Raw genomic sequence first — 22,240 nt, forward strand, 5'->3', positions numbered from 1 at the left:
GGGGCTCATGAGTTTTTTAACCCAGAGACCCCGTAAACTTGGGTCTCTTAAAGGAGGATCGATGACACCAAAAGAGGTCGTTGCGTTCGCGAAGGAAAAAGGCGCACGCATGGTCGACTTGAAATTCTGCGACATGCTCGGCATGTGGCAACACTTCAGCGTGACGACAGCCGCGCTGACCGACGAGTTCTTTGAAGAGGGACTCGGCTTCGACGGAAGCTCGATCCGCGGCTGGCGCGGCATCGAAGAGTCGGACATGGTGGTCAAACCCGATCCCAAAACCGCGATGATGGACCCCTTCATGGAAGTCCCCACGCTCTCGTTGATCTGCGACGTGGTTTTGCCCGAGACTCTGCAACCCTACGATCGCGATCCCCGCAACATCCTGAAAAAAGCCGTCGCCTATATGAAGTCGACCGGCCTGGCGGACACCTGTTACTTCGGCCCCGAAGCCGAGTTCTTCATTTTCGACGACATTCGCTACGATCAGTCTTCGAATTCGGGTTTCTACCAAATCGACTCGGACGAGGCGACTTGGAACACGGGACGCGACGAAGGCGGACGCAACCTCGGTTACAAACCCCGTCAAAAGGAAGGCTACTTCCCCGTTTTGCCCACGGATTCGCAACACGATCTGCGCGCGGAAATGTGCCTGGAGCTCGAACGTTGCGGAATGCAAGTCGAGCGTCAGCACCACGAAGTCGCGTCGGCCCAAGCCGAAATCAACATCAAATACGACTCGGCGGTTGAAATGGGCGACAAGATGATGTGGTTCAAATACATCATCCGCAACGTCGCGCGCCGCCACGGCAAGACCGTCACCTTCATGCCGAAGCCCCTTTACGGCGACAACGGCTCGGGTATGCACATCCATATGTCGATGTGGAAAGACGGGAAAAACCTTTTCGCGGGCAACAAATACGCGGGTCTTTCGGAAACGGCGCTCTACTACATCGGCGGGATCTTGAAACACGCCCCGGCCCTGTGCGCGATCATCAACCCCACGACGAACTCGTACAAACGCCTGGTTCCCGGCTTCGAAGCCCCGATCAAACTGGCGTACAGCTTCAAAAACCGCTCGGCGGCGATGCGGATCCCGAACTCGGGTTCCAATCCGAAAGCGAAACGCATCGAGTTCCGTACGCCCGATCCCATGGCGAACATCTACCTCGCGCAAGCGGCGTTGATGATGGCCGGCATCGACGGCATCATGAACAAGATCCACCCCGGCGAGCCCTTGGATAAGGACATCTACGGACTGCCTCCGGAAGAAGCGGCGAAAGTGCCGTCGATCCCGGGGACGCTGGAAGAGTCGCTGAACCACATGAAAACCAACGGTTCTTTCCTGATGAAGGGCGAAGTCTTCTCGCAGGAATTCTTGGACACTTGGTACAACTACAAGATCGACCGCGAGATCCGCCCGATCCAACAACGCCCCGTGCCCTACGAGTTTCACTTGTACTACGACATGTAGTCTGAGATTTAAAAATCTCGGCCGAAGGCAAAGCACGTCGCCGAAACGACGTGCTTTTTTTTGAGTAAAGGATAACGGCAATGGCAGAACAGTACCGCAACTTCATGGGCTATCTTTGGTTCCAGCGCGAAGACAACGTCTACACGATCGGCATCAACGAAGACGCCGTGGACGAGATCGAAAAGATCACCGCCCTCGACTTGCCCGCGGAAGGCGAATCCGTCGAAGCCGAAGTCGTTTGCGGCAGCATCGAAACCGATGACGGACAAATGGACGTTTACGTTCCCGTCACCGGCGTCGTGACCGAAATCAACTCGGCCGTTATGGAAGACCCCTCGCTCATCCAGGAAGATCCCTACGACGGTTGGCTCTTCAAAATCGAGTCGGAAGAAGACTACGAAGAGCCCGACGAGGAAGATGAAGACGACGAAGACGATGAGGATGAGGACGACGAGGAAGAAGAAGACGAAGACTACGAGGACGACGAAGATTAGGCTTCTCGTCCCGAACGAGCGGCGCCCGCAGGGGCGCTGCTGTCTAAGAAAAGCGCCCGCAGGGGCGCTGCTGTCTAAGAAAAGCGCCCGCAGGGGCGCTTTTTTATTCCCCAAAAAGCCTCGCCATTGATCTGGAATGGGACGAAAGACCTCCCCCAAGGGGCGAAATCCGCGATGGTTTTGAGACCGCGCTCGCCTCGGACCCCCTCTCTCCGTTAAGCTGGTAGGGAATCAAGGGGTGAGCATGAGAGTCGCCAGAATTCAGACCGTCTTCGGCGCGACCTTGCTGTTGGCCACCATCGCCTTCGGTTTTCAAAACTGCGGCCAATCCGCCCTCATGATGAATGAACTTCCGGCGCGGGAAGGTCTCGATGCCGCGCCAACCCCCACTCCCGATCCAACCCCCGTCGTGGAAAAGGCGATCTTCTATCCCGGCGTGAACCTGAGCGGCGGCGAATACAACGAAGGCAAACCGAACGCCCAACTGTTCACCGACTACGTCTTCCCGAATCAAAGCCAGATGAAATACTACGCGGACAAGGGCCTGAAAGTGATCCGCCTCCCCTTTGACGGCAATCGCCTGCAACCCACCCGCAACGGAGCTTTGGACACGACGGAACTGGGCCATCTGCGTGACGTGGTGAACGCCGCCCGCAGCGAAGGATTGATCGTCATTCTCGATCCGCACAACTACGGCAAACTCCGCATGGCGAACGGCAACGAGGGACTGATCGGCATCGCCGGCGAAGTCAGTAACGCGGAATTCGCGGACTTTTGGGCCCGTGTCGCCGTCGCTTTCAAAAACGACGCGAACGTCTGGTTTGGCATCATGAATGAGCCCTTCGTGCAGACCGCCTCGTACTGGCAGCAAAGTGCGGCCGCCGCGGTCGCCGCCATTCGCGCGACGGGCGCGAAACACAAGGTTCTGGTTCCGGGCACATCTTGGACCGGTGGTCACTCCTGGATCAGCAGTGGGAACGCCCAAGTCTGGGAGGGCTTCCAGGATTCGAACTTCGCGATCGAAATCCACCAGTATCTCGATTCGGATTCGTCGGGCACCAGCGCCACCTGCATCGCGGACTCACATCAACGCCTGAATGGCGTCACCGCATGGGCGCGCGCCCAAGGCGTGCAACTGTTCTTGGGCGAAATCGGCTGGTCCACCAACGCCCTCTGCATGAGCGAAGGCGACGCCGTGATGGCACTGCTGACTACGAACCGCGACGTGTGGTTGGGCTATTCGTACTGGTCGGGCGGTCCGTGGTTGGGCTCTTATATGTTCACGATCGAGCCCGACAACGGCGTAGACCGCGCCCAGATGGATGTCCTCGTTCGAAACTTTCCCCCGGAAGAATAAAGCGGAAACGCCTAGCCGAAGCGGCCAGTGATGTACTCTTCGGTTTTGGCTTCACGGGGGTTCGTGAAGATCTGCGTGGTCGTACCGAACTCGATCAGCTGCCCCAGATACATGAACGCCGTGAAATCCGAAATCCGCGACGCCTGCTGCATATTGTGCGTGACGGTCAGGATCGTCATCGAGTTCTTCAACTCCAGAATCAGCTCTTCGATGCGGCCGGTGCTGATGGGGTCGAGGGCGCTCGTCGGTTCGTCCAGCAGCAAGAGCTCGGGCTGGGTCGCGAGCGCGCGGGCGATGCACAGACGCTGCTGCTGACCGCCCGAAAGCGCGAGCGCCGAATCGTTCAGGCGATCCTTCACTTCGTCCCAAAGTCCGGCCCGCTTCAGGCTCTCCTCGCATTTGTCCATCAGGAAAGTCTTCTTGCGGATACCTTGAATGCGCAGACCGTAGGTCACGTTCTCGTAAATCGATTTCGGGAAAGGATTGGGTTTCTGAAAGACCATCCCGATCCGCATCCGCACCGTCATGGGGTCCACGCCCCGCCCGAGCAGATTCTGATTCTCGGGCTGGATCAGGATCTCGCCGCTGTAGCGTGATGACGAATACAAGTCATGCATGCGGTTGAAACAACGAAGCAGCGTCGTTTTACCGCAACCCGAAGGGCCGATCAGCGCGGTGACCGAATTCTCGTAGATCGGCATGCGCACGGTTTTCAAAGCGTGGGTCGCGCCGTAGTAGAAATCGAGGTTTTCGACGCGGGCCTTTTCCGCCGGAGGATTCACGATCATCTCAACCGAACCTTCCGGTGACGTAAGCCTCGGTGCGGGCCTCGCGCGGGTTGGTGAAGATGTTCGACGTCGGGGCGAACTCGACCAAATCCCCGTTCAGGAAGAACGCGGTCTTGTCCGAGATCCGGCGCGCCTGCTGCATATTGTGCGTGACCATGATGACCGTGACGTCCTTCTTCATGGTCGCGAGCAGCTCTTCGATCTTCGCGGTCGAGATCGGATCAAGCGCGCTCGTCGGCTCATCCATCAAAAGCACCGTCGGATCGACCGCGAGCGCGCGGGCGATGCACAGACGCTGCTGTTGGCCGCCCGACAGGCTCGCGCCGGGCGATTTGAGTTTGTCCTTCACGTCGTTCCACAAAGCCGCGCGCACGAGCGAACGCTCCACGATTTCGTCGAGCTCCTTGCGTTTCGGCGCGTTGCGGTTGAGGGAAAGCCCCGCGGCCACGTTGTCGTAGATCGACATCGAAGGGAACGGATTCGGCTTTTGGAAGACCATGCCGATGCGACCGCGAATTTCGACGGGATCGACGCCCGAGCTGTAGATATCGCGGCCGTCGACGATGACTTGGCCCTGCACCCATGCGCCGGGATTTTCCTGGTGCATGCGATTCAGGCAACGGATGAACGTCGATTTTCCGCAGCCCGAAGGCCCGATCAATGCGACGACTTCATTTTCAAGAACGTTGAGCGAAATGCCGTGCACGATCTCGGATTTGCCGTACCCGGCTTTCAGATCGCGGATCTCGACGAGCGTCTTCATGTGCGGCTCCCGCCCGATCCGCGGGTCAACAGCACGCGGGCCAGGACGTTGATGATGAAGACGACCATCAAAAGCAGGAAGGCTCCCGCCCACGCCTGACGGTGCCAGTCGCTGAAGGGGCTGATCGCGTAGGTATAGATTTGGACCGGCAGCGACGGCATCGGCTGACTCAGCGACGTCGGCCAGAAGCGGTTTCCGAATGCCGTGAAGAGCAGCGGCGCGGTCTCGCCCGCCACGCGCGCCAGCGCCAAGATCACGCCGGTCGTGACGGCCGAACGACTGCCCTTCAGGACGACGTAGATCGAAACGCGCCAACGGCTCAGACCCAACGCAAGTCCGGCCTCGCGCACCGAATTCGGCACCAAACGTAGGACTTCCTCGGTCGCCTTCACGATCGGCGGGAACATGATGATGGATAAGGCCGAGATCCCCGCCCATCCCGAAAAGCTTTTCATCGGTACGACGACGAGGGCGTACGCGAAAAGACCGATCACGATCGACGGTACGCTGATCAGCAGGTCCACGACGAAGCGTACGACCGAGGGGAATTTGTCTTCGCGGTATTCCGAAAGCAAGACACCCACCAAAACGCCCACGGGCACCGCGATCAAACCCGCGATCGCGACCATGATCAAACTTCCGACGAGCGCGTTGGCCATTCCGCCGCCCGGCTGGCCCACGGGCGCCGGCAACGACGTGAAGAACTCGATGTTCATCGCCGGCAGACCGTTACGGATCACGAAGATAAAGACCAAGAACAGCGGCAGAACGGCCACGCCGGTCAGCACGCCGATCAAGAACGTCATGAAGACGCTCTTGATCTTGCGGATCTTCGCCATCCGTTGGATCGAGGCGGAATTTAGATAGTCTTTCTTCGCACTCGCCAAATGATGATCCTCGAAATGGAGTTGATCGCAACCGACAGAATCAAAAGACAAAGACCCACCCCGAGCAGACTCGAGATGTGCAGGTCGCTGTTCGCCTCGGCGTACTCGTTCGCGATGACCGACGCCATCGTCGCCGAAGGAGAAAAAAGTGAAGGCGAAATGTCGGCGCGGTTTCCGATGACCATCGTGACGGCCATGGTTTCGCCGACCGCGCGGCCGAGCCCCAGGATCGACGCCGCGACGACGCCGCTCATGCCCGGCCCCAACACCGCGGTTTTGATCGTCTCCCACTCCGTCGCGCCAAGGGCCTTCGCGCCCTCACGGTAAAGGTTCGGGATCGAATCGAAAACCTCGGTCGAAATGGAGGTGATCGTCGGGATGATCATGATCGCCAGAATCAAGCCCGCCGTGAAAAGGCCGACACCGTAGGGCGGACCTTCGAAAAGACCGAAATACGGAAACGCGGCGGCCAAGCCGGGTTGGATCGTCGCGCGGACAAAGGGCGCGAGCACGAAGATCCCCCACAGACCGTAAACGACCGATGGGATCGCGGCGAGCATCTCGATCAGAAAACGCAGCGGTCGGCGTAAAAACGAGGGGCACAACTCGGTCAAAAAAATCGCCGAGCCGACCGAAATCGGCAATGCGAACATCAACGCCAAAAGGGAGGAAACGATCGTACCGAAGGCGAACGCGAGAACCGAAAAAACCTCTTCCGAGGGGATCCATTCGCGGCCGAACACGAAACCGCGACCGAAGGCTTCGAACGCGGGACGCGAGTTCGTCAGCAAAAACATGAAAATCAAAATGAACAGGACGATGACGACGATCCCCAACAATCGCAGGCCATTAAAAAAGATGAGGTCCCCCGTCCGGACCTCACGTTTCGCGCCTGCTAAAAATCGTTGAAGAAGGCTCGCCACAAATCTCTTGGATTATTGCAACTGCAGTTTGATGGACTTCATGCGCGCCAGCACTTTCGTGCGGAGCTCTTTCGGCAACGGAGCGTAGTTCATATCGGTTGCCATCTTCTGCGCTTCATCCGACATTGTCCAGTTCAAGAATTGAACGAGCTGCTCGCCCTTTTCTTTGGGCATTTCCTCGTTCACCAGAAGCCACGTCAGGGCCGAAATCGGGTAAACCGCGTCTCCGTCCGCGTTGACGATGGACGATTTGAAGTCCTGTTTCTCGATGTCGCCGACCGCCTTCGCGGGAATCGATGCCGAGATATTCGCCACGTCCGGCGCCACGAACTTGCCCTTTTTGTTCTGAACGTGGGCGAAGGGCAGTTTGTTCTGCAGGGCGTAGACCGACTCGATGTAACCGACCGCGCCTTCCGACTGCTGGATCAGGCCCGCGACGCCCGCGTTGCCTTTCGCGCCCACGCTGCCGCGGAACCAGTTCACGGTTTTGCCCGCTTTGCCGGCCCACGCGGGGCTGACCTGCGCCAAGTACTCCGAGAAAATCGCCGTGGTTCCGCTGCCGTCCGAGCGGGTCGCGACGATGACTTGTTTGTCCGGAAGGGCCACGCCGGGGTTCAGCGCCACGACCTTCGCGTCGTTCCACTTCGTGATGGTGCCGTTGAACATCTCGGCGATCACGGGTCCCGAAAGCTTCAACGGAGCCGAGAGCTTCAAATTGTAGCTGACGACCACCGCACCCATGACGGTGGGGATGTGCAGAACTTTTTTCGAGACTTTCGCGGTTTCCGCGTCGGTCATCGGCGCGTCGCTCGCGCCGAAGTCGACAGTGCCCGCGATCAGCTGGCGGATGCCGCCGCCGCTGCCGATGCCTTGGTAGTTGATCGCGATCGTGGGATTCTTTTTTTGGAACTCGCTGAACCACTTGGTGTAGATCGGCTCAGGGAAGGTGGCGCCGGCGCCGTTGATCATCGGGGCGGCGAGAGCCCGGGCTCCGATCACGAAGGCTAAAAGTGCGATCAGAGAGCTCAGGACCAGGTGCCAATCGATGATTTGACCGAGGTTCTTCGAAGCGGACGCAAAAAGCTTATTCATGAGGAAAATTCCTTGCTTGGCTTGATTTTGCCCGAAGCTACGGGGGGCCTTTGTCAGTGTCATGTCAGGATTCAGGTAGCTTTCCTATTGCAATGCGTCACGTCTGTCAACGGGCTGATTTCGCCCTGAAAATTGCCCAGATTCGGGCCCTCGCGGGCGACCGAAGTCCAAAGATATCGCTCATTTCCACACGGGTTTGAGCGAGTCCCCCCGCGCATGGCAAACTGAGCGTCTATGAAGAGTCGCGTCCGGGCCAGCACGGTCCTCATTCATAACGGTCGAATCCTTTCATTTTTTGCCGTCGATCCCAGCAGCCAGAAGGAGTTTTACTTCCTTCCGGGCGGCGCGATCGAGGCCGAAGAGACCGCCCCCGAAGCCGCCGAACGCGAAACGTGGGAAGAGACCGGGTTCCGGGTCCGCGTCGATGCCGAATCCGCCATCGACCGCGAGTACTTCTTCTACTGGGATGGGGAAGATTACGACTGCTTGACCATTTTCTACTGGGGTCGGCTTCTCTCGCCGCTCCAAGACTCCGTCGAAGATCGCGATTACAATAAGGGCGTCGCGTGGGTCCCGCTGAACGAGATCAAAGAGAAGTTCGGCTACACCCACGAGATTCTTTCGGCGATCGAAGAGCTCATCGAAAAACACCATCGCGCCGAATAAAGGAACTCCCATGTCGGAATATTTGCACGGATTCGACCGCAAGGAACAAAACCGCCTGCTTCACCAAGCCCGCTTCCTGGAACCCTACGTTTACCCGGGGATCGATCTGGAGTTTCAAAAAAATCTTCTCGAGATCGGCTGCGGCGTCGGCGCGCAATCACAGATCCTGCTGCGCCGATTTCCCGATCTGAAAATCCAAGGCGTGGACTTCAATCCACAGCAAATCGCGGTGGCCGAGCAAGAGCTGCGGACCTACATCAAAAACGGCCGAGTGAAACTCAAACAGGCCGACGCGCAGAAGCTGAATCTGCCGAAGAAGGACTACGATGCGGCCTTCATTTGCTGGCTCCTTGAACATGTGCCCGAACCTTTGAAAGTTCTGAAGCGCGCACGCACTCACCTCCGCAAGGGCGCGAAGATCTACTGCACGGAAGTTTTCAACCAAACGCTGTTCATGGAGCCCTACAGCCCCGCGTACCTGAAATTCTGGGCGCAGTTCAACGATTACCAATGGACCATCAAGGGACATCCCTTCATCGGCGGCAATCTCGGCCACTTGCTCAAAGAAGCCGGCTTCGTCGATATCCAAACCGAAGTACGCCCTTGCCATTTCGATTCACGCGAACCCGAACGCCGCGCCGATTTCACCGAGTACTTCTACCAAATCCTCTTGAGCGCCGAAAAGACGCTCCTCAAAGAGGGCCGCATCACTCCCGAAGACCTCCGCGAAATGAAACGCGAAGTCGAACGCGTCAAAAAAGCCAAAGACGCCGTCTTCTTCTACGCTTTCGTCCGCGCCACCGCCCGCGTCCCGTAAGGTAGACGCTACCTTCCAGAAAGTAGCAGGTACTTTCCGGAAGGTACCACGTACCGCACGCGGTACGTGGTACCTTAGGTCGGGGGTACCTTGCCGGATTCCGGATGGGCGGGCGATTCGCGGAGATTGCGTTGGAGGGCGGCGGAGTAGTTTTCGTAGCGCATGGCGATTTCGCGGACATGGAAGAGCGGGTTCGGGATAGCGAGGCGGCGCCAGCGCCAGCCTTCGATGCGTGCGAGTTCGGCGGCGCGAACTTCGATCTGGCGGATCTCGGGCAAAGTGAAGAATGCCACGAAGAGCGACATCAGTGAGAGTGGCTGCCAGCTTAAGCGCATCATTAGCAGCGAGCATAGGATTAGGATCGATGCGAAGTTTGCGACCGGTCGACGGATGATCGGGAAGATCAACAGAATCGGGAATAACACTTCGAAGAACATCCAGAAGCGCGAAACGACCGCGCTGAGCGGAATGAAGAACCAAGAAAACTCCGCCACCCAGACCGGCGGAATCCGCGACACGGTAGGGTTCAGCAGCAGATAGATCAGCGCATCGCCCTCAAGCCAGTACTGACTCTGCAGCTTCGAATATCCCGAAAGCACGAAGAGCGCGATGACCTGAACGCGAATCAGGAATAGCGGAATCGGCGAGGCGGTTTTCTTCTGCATATAGGGATGGAACCACGTATCCAGCGACCACATCCCGCCCGTCGGCACGAAAAGCAGCGGCAGCACCACCAAGCGCAGAATCTCCGAGCCGGGAAAGCCCATCAGCGGATTCTGATTCTCGATCGCGACGAGCCCCACCCAGGTCACGATCCCCGTCCAGCGCGTCCAAATGCCCAACATCCAGAAAAGGGACGCCAGGATGAACACCATGAACAGACCGACCAGCGTCGGCCAATACTGGAACACGACCGGCAGACGGAACAGCGTCGTGAAGCTTTCCGAAAAGACCGCGTCGCTGAGCCAGCCGCCGCTCGACAGGTACAACCACACGAACGGCATGCGCTCGATGAAATACCAGCAGCTCAAGAAGCCGAAGATCGCGCGCAAAGCCGCGTACTGCCGCACGTCCACCGGGCGCTCGTACTTCGCCAGTCCCGCGGACACGCGATCAAAAATCTTTTGCGTAGAGGATCTGCGCGTGGCCACGTTTAGAGAAGTCCTTTGAAAGTTTGAAGGCATGACGATAAACGACGAATTCATAGCGACGGAACACTTCGCTCACCGGGCGCGCGGTTTTTCCGGCCCAATGAAGGCTGAAGGCATCGTAGATATCCGGAGAACGACGCCGCTCCATCTCGCGCAACATCTCGAACTCCAAACGACTGCCGATCGACGGGTGACATTGGCCGCGATCGTCGAGCTCCAGGCAACGACTGAAACTCGAGGCGTAAAGGTCCGAACCCGCTTTCACCTCGCGATAGTAAGACTTCACTTCGTAGCCAAGGACCTCGGGATGCGGCAGCTGGAACAGCCGCCAATTTTGGCGCAAGCCCGCGCCGTCGATCACGGTGAACAGCGCGCGTTTCAGCGACCAGCCGGAGCCCGTCTCGGTCGGAGCCTCCGTCACACCCGTGCCGGCCGTGACTCCCGAAGGCGCGACCAAAACCGCCGTCGCCCCCGCCGCCGGGGAGGGCGCGGGATCGGGTAAACGCCGCAAACGATCAATCATACGTGAGGCGGACTGAAGCGGAGTCGTGTCGAGAACGTGCTTTTCACGACGCGCGAAAGGCGCTTCGAGCTTCGTGGTCAGTTCACCGATCGGCGACAGACCGCGCTCGTTGGGATCGAATTCCGAGCAATGCGCGAAACACACGATCAGCAAATAGCCAAAGGCCCAAGTCCATGGATTTAGACCGGGCCGCCATTTCATGGGGGGTTTCTTGGGTTTAGCGGTGGTGCGCATGCACCTTCATTACATCGTTTTGCCCACGGATGGACAAGCTCGACCGTTAGTGAGCCGACAGGTCCGGACCTTGCGAAGGCCGCGAACGGTAAGCGTTCGGCTGGTCCCGCAGGGCCGCGACGATGCGATCCAGCTCTTCCGGACTGAGGTCCGATTTCCCACGACGGGAAGCCGCTTCGGCTTCCGCATGGCTGGCCTCAGCCGAGGCTTTGAGCTTCTCTAAAACCATGGCCAGCAAAGCTTGCCAGTCCGCGCCCGTCTCGGCGGGTTTTTGTTTTACTTCGTCCATGCGGAAGGGTTCGGGTTTGCGCAGGCCGATGAAGAGACTCACGCCCCCCAACACCACGAGCCCCAGTTTCACTCCCAACGTCGGGGTGAAAGCCACGCCCCACATTTCGGCCGCTTCGAGCGCGCCCAGAATCACTCCCGTCGCGAGGAAGGAACTTCCGATCAACGTCCAAGTCATTTGGCGAAAGATCCGCGCCGAGATGCGGTCCACCGCATTTGCGGTCAACGCTTTCGAAGTTTCGATGGAGCCATTCACGGCTTTCGCCACGAACAACGGGGCCAACGTGCTGATCAAAACCAAGAGAACACGGAACATCGGGCAGTCCTTTCCAACGGAAGTCACAAACGGACGCGCGATCCGGCTCAGGATCGCGCGTCGTCATCTCTAAAAATCGTCAAAACTTATTTGCGCGAGGGGCGCAGGGCCAGCGTCAGCAGCGAACCCGCCACCAATCCAAGAGCTGCGGCACCCAGGATCGTCGTCGCGGGATTTTTCTTCACGTAGCCTTCCGCGACTTCGCGGTAAGCTTGTGCATTGTCTGCGATGTCGGCCCAACGAGCCTTCACCATCGACTGCATGTCCGCGGTGTAGTCTTCGATCTTGCTGACCGCCGACTTCGCTTCGCTTTCGACGTCCGCCGCGAAGTCTTTCGCTTGCTGCGCGCCTTTTTTAGCGGTCGATTTGATGTTTTCCGAATTCACATTTCCGTTCACGTAGTTCATCGATTCCTCCTGATGGGTTTGGTGATTCATTCAATCAGCGAACCGGGGTCGGTTTCGCGTGTTCGCCAGTCTGCTGCGGGTGAGCGTCCGCTTCCGCTTCGAACTCGTTCTCGATCTGCTGCTCCTGTTTGTCGGAATCGGTGTTTGGTCCGCGTTCTTTACGAACCTCTTCCGCTTGCTCCTCGAGGGACTTGTAACCCTCGCGATTCGCGCGATCGGCTTGTTCCGGCGACTGGCCGTACTTCTCGTGCAGTTCAGATTTTTTCGGGTCCTGGTCCATGGGGTCCTCCGGTGTGACAGGGTCCGCAAACTCTGAATCTGACCACAGCAATCATCAGACCAACGGATTTTGGGAAAAAAGGGGCAGATCCCGGGGCCAACGCCCGTCTGGACCAAATTGGTGTTGAGGCCGATTTTGAATTGAACTATTTCTGAATCATGACTGCGATGGAACTGCCCCCCGAACTCTATCAAAATTATCACAAGCGCCGGAAAGCCGACCTGGAACGCCTGCGCCAAGCCGCGCAGAACAACGACGTCGAGCCTTTCAATACGCTGGGACACCAGCTCAAGGGCAACGCGCCCACTTACGGTTACGACGATTTAGCGGAACTCGGAAAGAAGATGGAGGCTCTCTCGGCCGCCGAACTTTCCACGAAAGGCGTCGAGCTTCTCGACGCCATGGAACTCTGGATCAAAACGACCGAAAGCCGCTTGCCCGTCTAAGCGCGAATCAATCCGTTCTTTAGTTTTTGGCGTATTCCGCTTTGGCGGCTTTAGGCGTCGCGATCAGACGCTGGATCGTGCCGACCAATTCGTCCCACTGGATGGGTTTGGAGTGATAGTCGTCGCATCCCGCTTTGATGGCGTTCTCTCGTTCGTGCTTCATCGCATTCGCGGTGAGCGCGACGATCGGGGTCCGCACGCCCAGTTCCCGCAGCTTCCGCGTGGCCTGCAGCCCGTCGCATTGAGGCATCTGGTAGTCCATCAAGATCAAATCGAATTCGCCCGTACGCCCCTTATCGATGCCCTCGAATCCATCGTTGGCGAGTTCGATTCGCGCGCCGTAGCGTTCAAGAACCGTCTTGATCAAAAGTTGGTTGTCTTCGGAGTCGTCCACGACGAGCACGCGACGCGCGCGCAATTCGCCGAGGTCGGTGCCGACCTCGTGCAAGGGGACCGCTTCCTCTTCGACGGTGGATCCCGCCGTCGGCGGCTGATCTTCGACGACAACACGGAAATGACTTCCCTGACCGGGAGTGCTTTCGACGAAGAGGATATCGCCGCCCAGGAGCCGCGCCAACTTCCGCGACAGAGCCAAACCCAACCCCGTGCCGCCGAACTTCTTCGAAACGCTCGAATCACCTTGGAAGAAGGGTTTGAAAAGATTCTGAACCTTCTCTTGCGAAATGCCGATGCCGGTGTCGACGACATCCAAGATCAGATTCGTTTTGCCGTTCTCTTTTTGGCCGCCCACGACCACCCGCACGTTGCCTTTGGGTGAAAACTTGATCGCGTTACTGACGACATTCGTCACCATCTGGCGGAAACGAAGCGCGTCCGTCCGGATTTTTTCGGGCATCGAGTCTTCGGTGACGAGCTCAACTTGAGTTTGGTTCTTCGTCGCCACCGCATTCAGCAAGAGCAGGATTTCATCCAAAGCCTCGTGAACCGCCATGGTCTTGACGTCGACTTCCAAGTGTCCCGATTCCACTTTCGACAAGTCCAAGATCTCGTTGATCAAGGACAGGAGGTTGCGACTATTCTTCAGAATGATTTCCAGATAAGCGCCGCGCTCGTCGTCCCCAAGATCCGGCCCCTGCAACAGCTCCGCGAATCCCATCAGCGCGCCCAAAGGAGTCCGGATTTCATGGGACATATTCGCCAAAAATGACGATTTCAGCTGATCGGCGCGCTCGGCCGCGCGTTTCGCGAGTTCCGCTTCTTTGCGCGCGGTTTCGGCTTCGCGGACTTTCTCTTCGAGGAGATGGGCCCCTTCCGCAAGCTTGATGAAGACCTTCACTTTCGAAATCAAAACGTGCGAGTTAATGGGCTTGAAAAGAAAATCGACCGCGCCCCTCTCGTAACCGCGGAACTCGAAGTTCGTACGATCCGCCGCCGCCGTCAAAAAGATGATCGGCACGTTTTTCGTTCGGTCCACGCCCCGCATGAGTTCGGCCAACTCGAACCCGTCCATCTCGGGCATCTGCACGTCCAAGAGCGCGAGCGCGAAGTCATGCTCCAGCAAAAGACGCAAAGCCTCCGGCCCCGAACGGGCCGGAATGATTTCGACGTGCAAGTCGACCAGCAGGTTCGTCAACGCAAAAATATTCTCTGGCCGATCATCGACCATAAGAAGTTTAGCCTTGGGAATGCCGTTCAGCGGGTTCACGTCGTTCATCCTATATCAGTGCTTCTTTTCGATCAGCCCTTTTTGCTCTAAAGCCGCGGCCATTTCGTTGAGGAAGTAACTTTTCTTAACACGGGTCGCCTCCATGGCCGCCAACGGCATTTGCGGATGCTCGGCCTCATTCGGAGATTGAATCAGGACCTGCCCCCCCAAAGCCATGATCCGCGCGGCCCCCGCGGCGCCGTCGTGATTGGCGCCCGTCAGTACGACTGCCACCACTTTCTCTTTAAAGGCTTCGGCCGCGCTTTCGAACAACACATCGATCGAAGGACGCGAGTAATTCACCGGATCATCCACATTCAGTTCAAAATTTCCCTCGGGCGAAACGAGCAAATGGTATCCCGGTGGCGCGAAGTAAATCCGCCCGCCCAAAATGGGCTCTTGAGACTCGGCCTCGTTCACGGGGCAGTTCGTAATGACGCGCAGGAAATCGAGCAGGATGTCGGGACTCACGGTGCCCACGTGAAGCACCACGATGACCGCCACGTTCTCCGGAACGATTCTTCGCATAAAAAGGTGCCGTAAAGCTTCGGTCCCGCCGGCGGAGCAGCCGATGGCCAAAACGTGTTTCAACGCCCGCGCCATCTCAATGTTTCCTTCGATAGATGGAAGGAGTGTTGGGGACCGCTTCAAAATCCACGCCCGTTTCCGAGAAGCGAAGACTTTCTTTCGTCCCCAATCCGAGGAAACCACGCGGACTCAACGAATCACGGAACAAGCGCAACGCCCGCTCCTGCTGCGCTTTCTCGAAATAAATTAAAACATTCCGGCAAGAGACATATTGGGCCTCGGTGAAAACGTTATCCGTGATCAAACAGTGGTCGGCGAAGACCGCGTTTCTTTTCAGACGCTGATCCATGATGATGCCATCGTAATCGGCGTGATAGAAATCCGACAAAGATGAGGATCCACCCGTCTTGAGGTAATTCTCTGAGTACAATTTCGCCCGTTCCAACGAGTAAATACCGCGCTCGACACGCCGTAAATTTTCTTGATTCAAGTCCGTGGCGTAGATCGTCGCACGATCCAGTAAACCCTCCTCTTCGAGGATGATCGCGTACGAATAGAACTCTTCCCCCGTGCTACAGCCCGCGATCCAAATACGGAAAGAGGGATACGTACGCAGGAACGGAATGACCTCTTTGCGAAAGGCGGCGTAGAACCATGGGTCGCGAAACATTTCGGTCGTCGAAACCGTGAGGTACTGAAAAACGCGCGAAAAAAAAGCCGGATCCTTCGCGACCCGCTCTTGGAAGACGTCGAACTCGAGTTCGCCCAACTGATTCAACGCGGTCTTGATCCGACGCTTGAGGCTCGCTTTCGCGTATCCACGAAAATCGTACGAATAGGTCGCAAGGACCATATCCGCGAAGCTCTTCAGTTGAACGTCTTCCACGCCATCGATCATCTACGGTGTCCGTTTTGCGCCGCCAACCACACACGGATCAGCGAAAGAAGTTTATCCACTTGGACGGGCTTCGGCAGATAGTCGCTCGCCCCCGCTTCGAGACAGCGGTCGCGATCATCTTTCATCGCCTTCGCGGTCAACGCGATGATGGGAAGCTTGCGCAGCTCGGACATCTTGCGAATCTGGCGCATGGCCTCGTAGCCATCCATCACGGGCATCATCACGTCCATCAAGACCAGATCGACCTTTTGATTCGTCTCGACCTGCTTTTTCAGGAAGTCGACGGCCTCTTGACCATTACGGGCGACACTCAATGTGGCGCCTCGTTGCTCCAGCGCGGCCGTCAAAGCGAAGACATTCCGCATATCATCGTCGACCAGCAACAGGTGACGTCCCGCCAAGACCTTCTCACGGCTACGAAGTTCCGAAAGCACCTTCTGTTGATCCGCCGGCAAAGTCGATTCCACCCGGTGCAGGAACAGGGTGACCTCATCCAAGAGCCGTTCGGGTGAACGCGCGCCTTTGACGATGATGGATTGAGAGTAACGCTTCAGCTGCGCCTCTTCCGTCGGAGAGAGATCGCGTCCCGTGTAAACGATCACCGGGGGGTAACGACGTTCGCGATCTTGCGCCATGACCTCGAGCAGCTCGCCGCCGCTCGTGTCCGGCAAAGTCAGATCCAAAACGATGCAATCGAAATCGCGTTCGCGCAAGAGCGCGAGAGCTTCTTTACCGGTCGTTGCGGTCGTGATCTGCACGCGCTCGCCTTCAATCAAGCCACGAATCGCCATGCGTTGGGCTTCGTCATCTTCAATCACCAGAACGTTCTGAGGACGTTCCGAAAGTTTGCGCATTTCGAGCAGGGCCTTGCCGATCTCTTCCCGCTTGACGGGTTTCAGCAGATAACCGGCCGCGCCCATCTCGAGGGCCCGGGTCGAGAAATCCTCGACCGAAATCATATGCACCGGAATATGACGGGTCCGGCGATTCGATTTCAACTGATCAAGGACGTAAAGTCCGCTGTAGTCGGGAAGATTCACATCCAGAACGGCGGCGAAGGGCTGACGCGAAATCGCGAACTCCAAACCGGCTTCCGCCGTCGAGAAAATATGCGGTTTGAAATCGAGTTCTTGAACGAGTTCCTGAACGATCTTCGCGAAGATCGGATCATCCTCGACGATCAACACGTCGCGGTTGCGTTCATTCGGTGAATCCACCGCCTCGCGATTCGATTCCGTCGACGCCGGAGCCGACTTCACAAATTTCGCGATGTTTTCCTTCAGTTGCGGAGTCGCGCGGGGCTCGGTCCGCGCGGGTTCGCTTTGCGCCTCGGGCCGATACTGAACCGGCAACTCAAGATCAAAAGTGGACCCTTCGCCGACTTTGGAAATCACGTTGATTTCACCGCCCAGTAGACGCGCCAGCTCACGCGAAATCGAAAGGCCCAGGCCCGTGCCGCCATATTTGCGGCTGGTGGTGCCGTCCGCCTGACGGAAGGCTTCGAAGATCGAATCCAAATGCTCGGGCTTAATGCCGATTCCCGTGTCGCTGACCGAGAAGAGAAGCTGCCCGGGCGTCCGCGGCGAATCCTTGATGACGACACGGACTTTGCCTTTTTCGGTGAATTTGAGCGCGTTCGAGATCAAGTTCTTCAAAACCTGCTCCATGCGCTGACGATCAGTGAAAATCGACTTCTGCGAGGTTTCGGCTTCGACTTGGAATTCGAGACCTTTGTCCTTCGCCTGCATTTGGAACATGGAGTTCAAATCGCGCACGATTCCTTCGATGTTCACGTTTTCGGCATGAACATCCATCTTGCCGGATTCAACCTTCGAGATATCGAGAACGTCATTGATCAAAACCAAGAGATCCCGACCGCAACGGGTGATTTGATTCGCGTACTCGATTTGCTGCGCGTTCAAATTACCCGCGCGATTCTCGGACAAGAGCTGCGAAAGAATCAGTGAGCTGTTCAAAGGCGTCCGCAACTCATGTGACATATTCGCCAAGAATTCGGATTTGTAGTGGCTCGCCTTGGCCAACTCGCCGGCCTTGTCTTCAATTTCACGCCGGGTCCGCAGCAGTTCGTCGTTACGACGGTCCAACGCGTTTCGCTGCTCTTCGAGTTGCGCCGCCTGCTCCTCCAACTGAGAGTTGGTCTGCTCGAGTTCGACGTTTTGAGCCTCGGCGCGACTTTGCGCCTCGCGCAGCAAGCGGGCCTGCTCTTCGAGCTCTTCGTTCGAAACCCGCAGCTCTTCCTGTTGGGCCTGTAGCTCTTCGGACTGTGATTGAACTTCGGCCAAAAGCTCTTCCAGCTGTTCACGGTATCTCGCCGACTGGACCGAGCTCGCGATACTGGCGTTGTTTTGCTCCAGGAATTCCAGCGAACGCTCATCCGGAGCGGCCTGAAATCCGAGTTCGATCACGGCGTTGATTTCATTCGCGGTGCGTACCGGGAAGATCAAAGAAGATCGGGCCTGCGATTCACCGGTTCCCGAGGACATGCGGAAATGATCCGGCGGCAGTTCATTGAAGACGATCGCCCGCGCCTCTTTCACGGCCTGCCCCACCATCCCCTCGCCGGACTTGAACTCCAACCGCTTTTCGAGTTCTTGCGGTGACATCGCATAGCCCGCGACCCGGCGGAAACGCCCATGCCCGTGACGATCCGCCACGAACAAAGCCCCGATTTGCGCGCCCAGGAAGTCCGCGATCATGGCCAGCCCCTTGTCACCCAGCATGGCGAGGGACGGCTGGCCGATCAGCTTTTCAGCCAGAGCGCTGCGACCCTGCTCGAACCAGCTCTCACGAATAAGACGGTCATTCTGCTGATTCACCCGTTGCAAAATCTCTTCGTACGAACGGGACAAAGAGATGAGGTGGCGGCGACCGATGATGGCGATAAATATCGAGAACACCAAGGAAACGCCCACGACGATGAACAGGACGGCGTTGGCGAAGGTTTCCGTTTCACGGGAACGTGTGACCCGCAGGGATTCTTCCGCGTCGATGATTTCCCGGAAGCTGCGGCGCAGGTCATCCATAAGAGTGCGGTTCGCGCTGATCGTGGACCGGATACGATCGAGGTCGCGGCCGTTCGTTTGACGAATCATCTCGAGCGCGCGTTCGACGGTCGCCTTCCAGACGTTGAATTGCGCGCTGATCCTTTGGAAACGCTGTTGCTGCGCGGGATTGTCCTCGGTCAGCTTCACCAAGGAGTCAAAATCCTGGTCCCAATTCGAAATCGTCTGATCGATGCTCGACATGAAACGCTCATCTTGAGTGATGAGGTAGCCGCGCAGGCCCAATTCGCCGTCGGCGATTCGCCGCTGCACTCTTTGCGTTTCCGAAATCACGAGATCGGCGTGTTCCACCCAGCGCGCCGAATTCAGCAAATAGGTCACCAGGCCGGCGAAAATCATGGCGCTCGCCAGGCCAAGGACAATAGGCAAAGCCACATTTTGCAGCAAAATGCGGTTAAAAACGCTGTTCTGATTCGGCATCATGGACCTCAACTTCGTTTAGGAGATGCAAATTCTTGTTCCGTTTTCGCCGTGGCAAATTGGAACGAAATGTCCCAATGTTCCCGCTTTCCACGAGATTTTGTGGAGTTTTGGACGGCACCGGCCTTGATAACCCTGAAATGTTGTCTGGATCTACTTCATGTCATTTAGCAAACACAGCGAGGTTTTACGATGTCTTTTCAATTTCCTTTAAACTCCCTTCAGCGTTTCGTCGTCGTGACTCTTTTCATTACCGCCGGCTGCGCAAGTGCGAAGACCACGGCCCAACAGCCTTCGGGAAAAATGCGGCCCACCGACGCCGAGCTTGCGGCCTCAAATGCGGTCAACAATCAAGCCGCCCTGGCCGCGGAGGCCAGTTTTTTCACTGAAGTGCAGTTTAAAACGGGCTCAAGTGAGCTGACAGAGGCTTCTCGCCGCGCCATCCAAAACGTCCTCACGGAATCCGCGAAAGTGGGGAAAATCGACGACGTTAAGATTTTGGCATGGTCCGATGAAGAATTGCCCTCAGCCCAGCGCAAAACGCTCCCGCAAGCCGCGCGGAACTTGGCGGACCAACGGGGTGACGCTATCGCTAACTACATCGATACCTTGAGTTTCAAAATGGACGACGTCGACACCTACAACATGGCAAAGCGTTCGAACTTCCTTCAGCGTTGGGCAAAAACCGAGGACGCTCGCTTCAAAACGGCCATGCTCAAAGCCGGCTTGCCGACGGTCACGGACGATCGGCAATATCCAAGCAAGGCTTCGAAGGCCGTGATTCTGGTCACCCTCGAAGACTAAAGCTCATAAAAAAACCGGCCCTTGCGGGGCCGGTTTTTTTCGTTTCTTTTCCCGTTCCGACTAGTCGGCGATTTCCGCGACCGATTTGACGCGGCAATAGGACTGAAAAAGTCCCTGCGGGCCGTCCGAACTTTGAAAATTGAACGAGATGATGGCTTCGGGCCACGCCGTGCCGTACTTCAGTTCGATGGCGATCATGTCCTTGGTCGTTTTGTTCAATCCGAACAGCGAGTAAGGGGTGTGGCTACGTTGAGTGAGAATCGCGGGATTCCCCGGCTGCTGCCAAGGTGTCGTCACGAGCATCTCTAAAGCCCACCATGCTTTTTCTTCACCCTGGAAACCCCACTCGAGAATCGTCATTTCGCAGGGCTCGCCCGCGGTGGTTTGTCCTTGAACCAGGTAAGAAGCTTGGGCCGCAACGCCCGTCAACATCAAGAAGGCGCACAAAAGTTGTTTCATCGATTTCCTCCAATGACAGGGATGTCGTCCTCGGCCGAAAAAACGTCAAATAGAGACTTCAGTGCCTTACCAAATTCCAGTACCCAATTTGATATAGACCGAGCGCCGCCACCCCGATGAGCAACCACGGAAAAGCCGACGCATCACGCACTCCGGGAATCGTCGCAAAAATCAGCACCACGGGATGAAGTAAAAAAAGAAGCGCGTGCAACCATTGCTCTCCGCCCGACGCGAGTTCCGCGTGGTGACGCTCATCTTTCGTGATCATCAAGCACGAAACCACGGTCAAAATCCAATAAAGGACGCCCGCCTCTTGGCTCCACCACAACGTCACGAGCGGAAGTAAAAAACAAAACGTGTCCACTGGATGACCCCAGCGCTCCCAACGCGGCAATCCCCGTCGCCAATGGAAAACCACCTCATCCACGACAAGGATCACCCCCTGAAGAGCCGCGAACGCGAAAAACCAAATGGGCGTGATTCCTTCAAACATGGCTCATGTTCTATGCGGAGCCCGCATTCCTTGGCTATCCCGATTTTCCCAAACGCGGGGGAGATTTGCCCCCAAGGCCCATGGCATATCGGATGCTTGGTTCGTTCGACATCAGGCGTTTCATTGAAGCGCGAAGTCGCACGCACGAAAGGAAAAGAAAATGGGAATTTTGGCAATGATCATTATCGGCTTCATCGTCGGTCTAGTGGCGCGTTTGCTGAAGCCGGGACGCGATAAAATGGGTTTTGTATTCACGACGCTCTTAGGAATCGGCGGCGCGCTCGTCGGCGGTTTCTTGGGACGCCTTCTGGGCCTTTACGAAGTGGGCGAGCCCGCAGGCTTCATCGCTTCGATCATCGGCGCGGTGCTCTTGCTGTTCGTCGTCCAAGGCTTTTTCACTAAAAGGACGGTATAGCCATGCAAACGCAAATTTCGACCAAAGAAAAGAAAATGAATCAGAAGGCAAAGTCGGCGATCAAAGCGAAAACCGGCACAACGTCGACCGAACGCCTGCAGCACTTCTTGGCCGACTCGTTCGTCTTGTACATGAAAACCTACGCGGTTCACTGGAACTATCAGGGGCCTAAGTTCTTCGCCGTTCACAAGTTGACGGAAGAGCAATATACCGAAATGGCGAAAGCCATCGACGAACTCGCCGAGCGTATCCGCGCGAAACGGGATGAAGCTCCGTTCTCGCTCGCGAAAATGCTGCAAACGGCGGATCTCGATGAATTGAATCACGATGGTGGTCGTTCGGATCGCTCGGTGCGAAACCTTGCCGACAGTCACCAAGCTCTGTCGATGGAAGCGACCAAAGCGATCGAAGAGTTGGACGATGAAGATCCCTATACGGTCGACATGCTGACCGCGCGGGTCGGCGCGCACGATAAAGCGGCGTGGATGCTGCGCAGTCTGCTCGCCTAGTCCAGTCTAGGATCACCACGAATGAGACGGTTCCCCACGGGAACCGTCTTTTTTTGTGC

Annotated in this window: 25 protein-coding genes; 9 read left to right on the forward strand and 16 right to left on the reverse strand. The window is 57.1% G+C overall.

What is annotated here, in order from left to right; all coding sequences use genetic code 11:
• Positions 1–61 precede the first annotated feature (61 nt).
• The 3 genes from glnA to KF767_03320 all read left to right on the forward strand — a co-directional run bounded on the left by glnA (position 62) and on the right by KF767_03320 (position 3,325).
• The gene (gene glnA / locus KF767_03310) at positions 62–1,474 is read left to right on the forward strand and encodes a type I glutamate--ammonia ligase (GenBank protein MBX3016893.1); all 1,413 of its coding nucleotides are present in this window, start codon (positions 62–64) and stop codon (positions 1,472–1,474) included.
• 104 nt (positions 1,475–1,578) lie between these two features.
• Positions 1,579–1,968: a glycine cleavage system protein H gene (locus KF767_03315; GenBank protein MBX3016894.1), complete on the forward strand. Its 390-nt coding sequence runs from the start codon at positions 1,579–1,581 to the stop codon at positions 1,966–1,968.
• 244 nt (positions 1,969–2,212) lie between these two features.
• On the forward strand, positions 2,213–3,325 hold the full coding sequence (locus KF767_03320) for a glycoside hydrolase family 5 protein (GenBank protein ID MBX3016895.1): 1,113 nt from the start codon (positions 2,213–2,215) through the stop codon (positions 3,323–3,325).
• An 11-nt stretch (positions 3,326–3,336) separates the two neighbouring features.
• On the opposite strand, the gene pstB (KF767_03325) is transcribed toward KF767_03320, so the two are convergent.
• The 5 genes from pstB (KF767_03325) to pstS all read right to left on the reverse strand — a co-directional run bounded on the left by pstB (KF767_03325) (position 3,337) and on the right by pstS (position 7,778).
• On the reverse strand, positions 3,337–4,113 hold the full coding sequence (pstB, locus tag KF767_03325) for a phosphate ABC transporter ATP-binding protein (protein MBX3016896.1): 777 nt from the start codon (positions 4,111–4,113) through the stop codon (positions 3,337–3,339).
• A gap of 1 nt (position 4,114) precedes the next feature.
• Positions 4,115–4,876 (reverse strand): phosphate ABC transporter ATP-binding protein, encoded by a 762-nt coding sequence (pstB, locus tag KF767_03330; GenBank protein ID MBX3016897.1) that lies wholly within the window; start codon positions 4,874–4,876, stop codon positions 4,115–4,117.
• Positions 4,873–5,763, reverse strand: coding sequence for a phosphate ABC transporter permease PstA (gene pstA, locus KF767_03335; GenBank protein MBX3016898.1), 891 nt, complete (start codon positions 5,761–5,763; stop codon positions 4,873–4,875). The genes pstB (KF767_03330) and pstA overlap by 4 nt, the downstream gene beginning before the upstream one ends.
• Complete coding sequence (gene pstC / locus KF767_03340) at positions 5,736–6,599, reverse strand: phosphate ABC transporter permease subunit PstC (protein ID MBX3016899.1); 864 nt, start codon at positions 6,597–6,599, stop codon at positions 5,736–5,738. Before pstC ends, pstA begins: the two co-directional genes overlap by 28 nt.
• Before the next feature lie 99 nt (positions 6,600–6,698).
• Positions 6,699–7,778 carry a phosphate ABC transporter substrate-binding protein PstS gene (pstS, locus tag KF767_03345; protein ID MBX3016900.1) on the reverse strand — a complete coding sequence of 360 codons (1,080 nt, stop codon included), beginning with the start codon at positions 7,776–7,778 and terminating at the stop codon, positions 6,699–6,701.
• Between the two features lie 234 nt (positions 7,779–8,012).
• Here pstS and KF767_03350 point away from each other — a divergent pair, with 234 nt between their 5' ends.
• A complete protein-coding gene (locus KF767_03350; GenBank protein MBX3016901.1) occupies positions 8,013–8,444 on the forward strand; it encodes an NUDIX domain-containing protein in 432 nt (143 codons plus the stop codon).
• Positions 8,445–8,454: 10 nt separating this feature from the next.
• Positions 8,455–9,261 carry a methyltransferase gene (locus tag KF767_03355; protein ID MBX3016902.1) on the forward strand — a complete coding sequence of 269 codons (807 nt, stop codon included), beginning with the start codon at positions 8,455–8,457 and terminating at the stop codon, positions 9,259–9,261.
• 74 nt (positions 9,262–9,335) lie between these two features.
• Here the strand turns inward: KF767_03355 and KF767_03360 are convergent, their stop codons facing one another.
• From KF767_03360 to KF767_03380, 5 genes are all read right to left on the reverse strand, one after another.
• Positions 9,336–10,370: an HTTM domain-containing protein gene (locus tag KF767_03360; GenBank protein ID MBX3016903.1), complete on the reverse strand. Its 1,035-nt coding sequence runs from the start codon at positions 10,368–10,370 to the stop codon at positions 9,336–9,338.
• A gap of 4 nt (positions 10,371–10,374) precedes the next feature.
• Positions 10,375–11,136 carry a hypothetical protein gene (locus tag KF767_03365; protein ID MBX3016904.1) on the reverse strand — a complete coding sequence of 254 codons (762 nt, stop codon included), beginning with the start codon at positions 11,134–11,136 and terminating at the stop codon, positions 10,375–10,377.
• Positions 11,137–11,215: 79 nt separating this feature from the next.
• Entirely contained in the window at positions 11,216–11,773 is a 558-nt protein-coding gene (locus tag KF767_03370) for a hypothetical protein (protein MBX3016905.1), read from the reverse strand.
• 86 nt (positions 11,774–11,859) lie between these two features.
• Positions 11,860–12,180 (reverse strand): hypothetical protein, encoded by a 321-nt coding sequence (locus tag KF767_03375; GenBank protein ID MBX3016906.1) that lies wholly within the window; start codon positions 12,178–12,180, stop codon positions 11,860–11,862.
• Positions 12,181–12,214: 34 nt separating this feature from the next.
• Positions 12,215–12,460, reverse strand: a complete 246-nt coding sequence (locus tag KF767_03380) for a hypothetical protein (GenBank protein ID MBX3016907.1) — start codon at positions 12,458–12,460, stop codon at positions 12,215–12,217.
• 167 nt (positions 12,461–12,627) lie between these two features.
• On the opposite strand from KF767_03380, the gene KF767_03385 reads away from it, so the two are divergent.
• Positions 12,628–12,906, forward strand: a complete 279-nt coding sequence (locus KF767_03385) for an Hpt domain-containing protein (protein MBX3016908.1) — start codon at positions 12,628–12,630, stop codon at positions 12,904–12,906.
• 19 nt (positions 12,907–12,925) lie between these two features.
• On the opposite strand, the gene KF767_03390 is transcribed toward KF767_03385, so the two are convergent.
• The 4 genes from KF767_03390 to KF767_03405 are packed head-to-tail and all read right to left on the reverse strand — an operon-like array spanning position 12,926 to position 19,504.
• On the reverse strand, positions 12,926–14,581 hold the full coding sequence (locus KF767_03390; protein ID MBX3016909.1) for a response regulator: 1,656 nt from the start codon (positions 14,579–14,581) through the stop codon (positions 12,926–12,928).
• A 6-nt stretch (positions 14,582–14,587) separates the two neighbouring features.
• A complete protein-coding gene (locus tag KF767_03395) occupies positions 14,588–15,175 on the reverse strand; it encodes a chemotaxis protein CheB (protein MBX3016910.1) in 588 nt (195 codons plus the stop codon).
• 1 nt (position 15,176) lies between these two features.
• Positions 15,177–15,998, reverse strand: a complete 822-nt coding sequence (locus KF767_03400; GenBank protein MBX3016911.1) for a protein-glutamate O-methyltransferase CheR — start codon at positions 15,996–15,998, stop codon at positions 15,177–15,179.
• A complete protein-coding gene (locus KF767_03405; protein MBX3016912.1) occupies positions 15,995–19,504 on the reverse strand; it encodes a response regulator in 3,510 nt (1,169 codons plus the stop codon). Before KF767_03405 ends, KF767_03400 begins: the two co-directional genes overlap by 4 nt.
• 189 nt (positions 19,505–19,693) lie before the next feature.
• Between KF767_03405 and KF767_03410 the strand changes: the two genes are divergently transcribed.
• Positions 19,694–20,305 (forward strand): hypothetical protein, encoded by a 612-nt coding sequence (locus tag KF767_03410; protein MBX3016913.1) that lies wholly within the window; start codon positions 19,694–19,696, stop codon positions 20,303–20,305.
• Positions 20,306–20,365: 60 nt separating this feature from the next.
• On the opposite strand, the gene KF767_03415 is transcribed toward KF767_03410, so the two are convergent.
• Positions 20,366–20,764 (reverse strand): hypothetical protein, encoded by a 399-nt coding sequence (locus KF767_03415; protein MBX3016914.1) that lies wholly within the window; start codon positions 20,762–20,764, stop codon positions 20,366–20,368.
• A gap of 58 nt (positions 20,765–20,822) precedes the next feature.
• Entirely contained in the window at positions 20,823–21,257 is a 435-nt protein-coding gene (locus KF767_03420; GenBank protein ID MBX3016915.1) for a hypothetical protein, read from the reverse strand.
• A 160-nt stretch (positions 21,258–21,417) separates the two neighbouring features.
• Between KF767_03420 and KF767_03425 the strand changes: the two genes are divergently transcribed.
• The gene (locus KF767_03425) at positions 21,418–21,672 is read left to right on the forward strand and encodes a GlsB/YeaQ/YmgE family stress response membrane protein (GenBank protein ID MBX3016916.1); all 255 of its coding nucleotides are present in this window, start codon (positions 21,418–21,420) and stop codon (positions 21,670–21,672) included.
• Between the two features lie 2 nt (positions 21,673–21,674).
• Positions 21,675–22,181, forward strand: coding sequence for a DNA starvation/stationary phase protection protein (locus KF767_03430; protein ID MBX3016917.1), 507 nt, complete (start codon positions 21,675–21,677; stop codon positions 22,179–22,181).
• The last annotated feature ends 59 nt before the right edge of the window (positions 22,182–22,240 follow it).

It is taken from the genome of Pseudobdellovibrionaceae bacterium, assembly GCA_019637875.1.
Lineage (GTDB): Bacteria > Bdellovibrionota > Bdellovibrionia > Bdellovibrionales > Bdellovibrionaceae > JAHBUW01.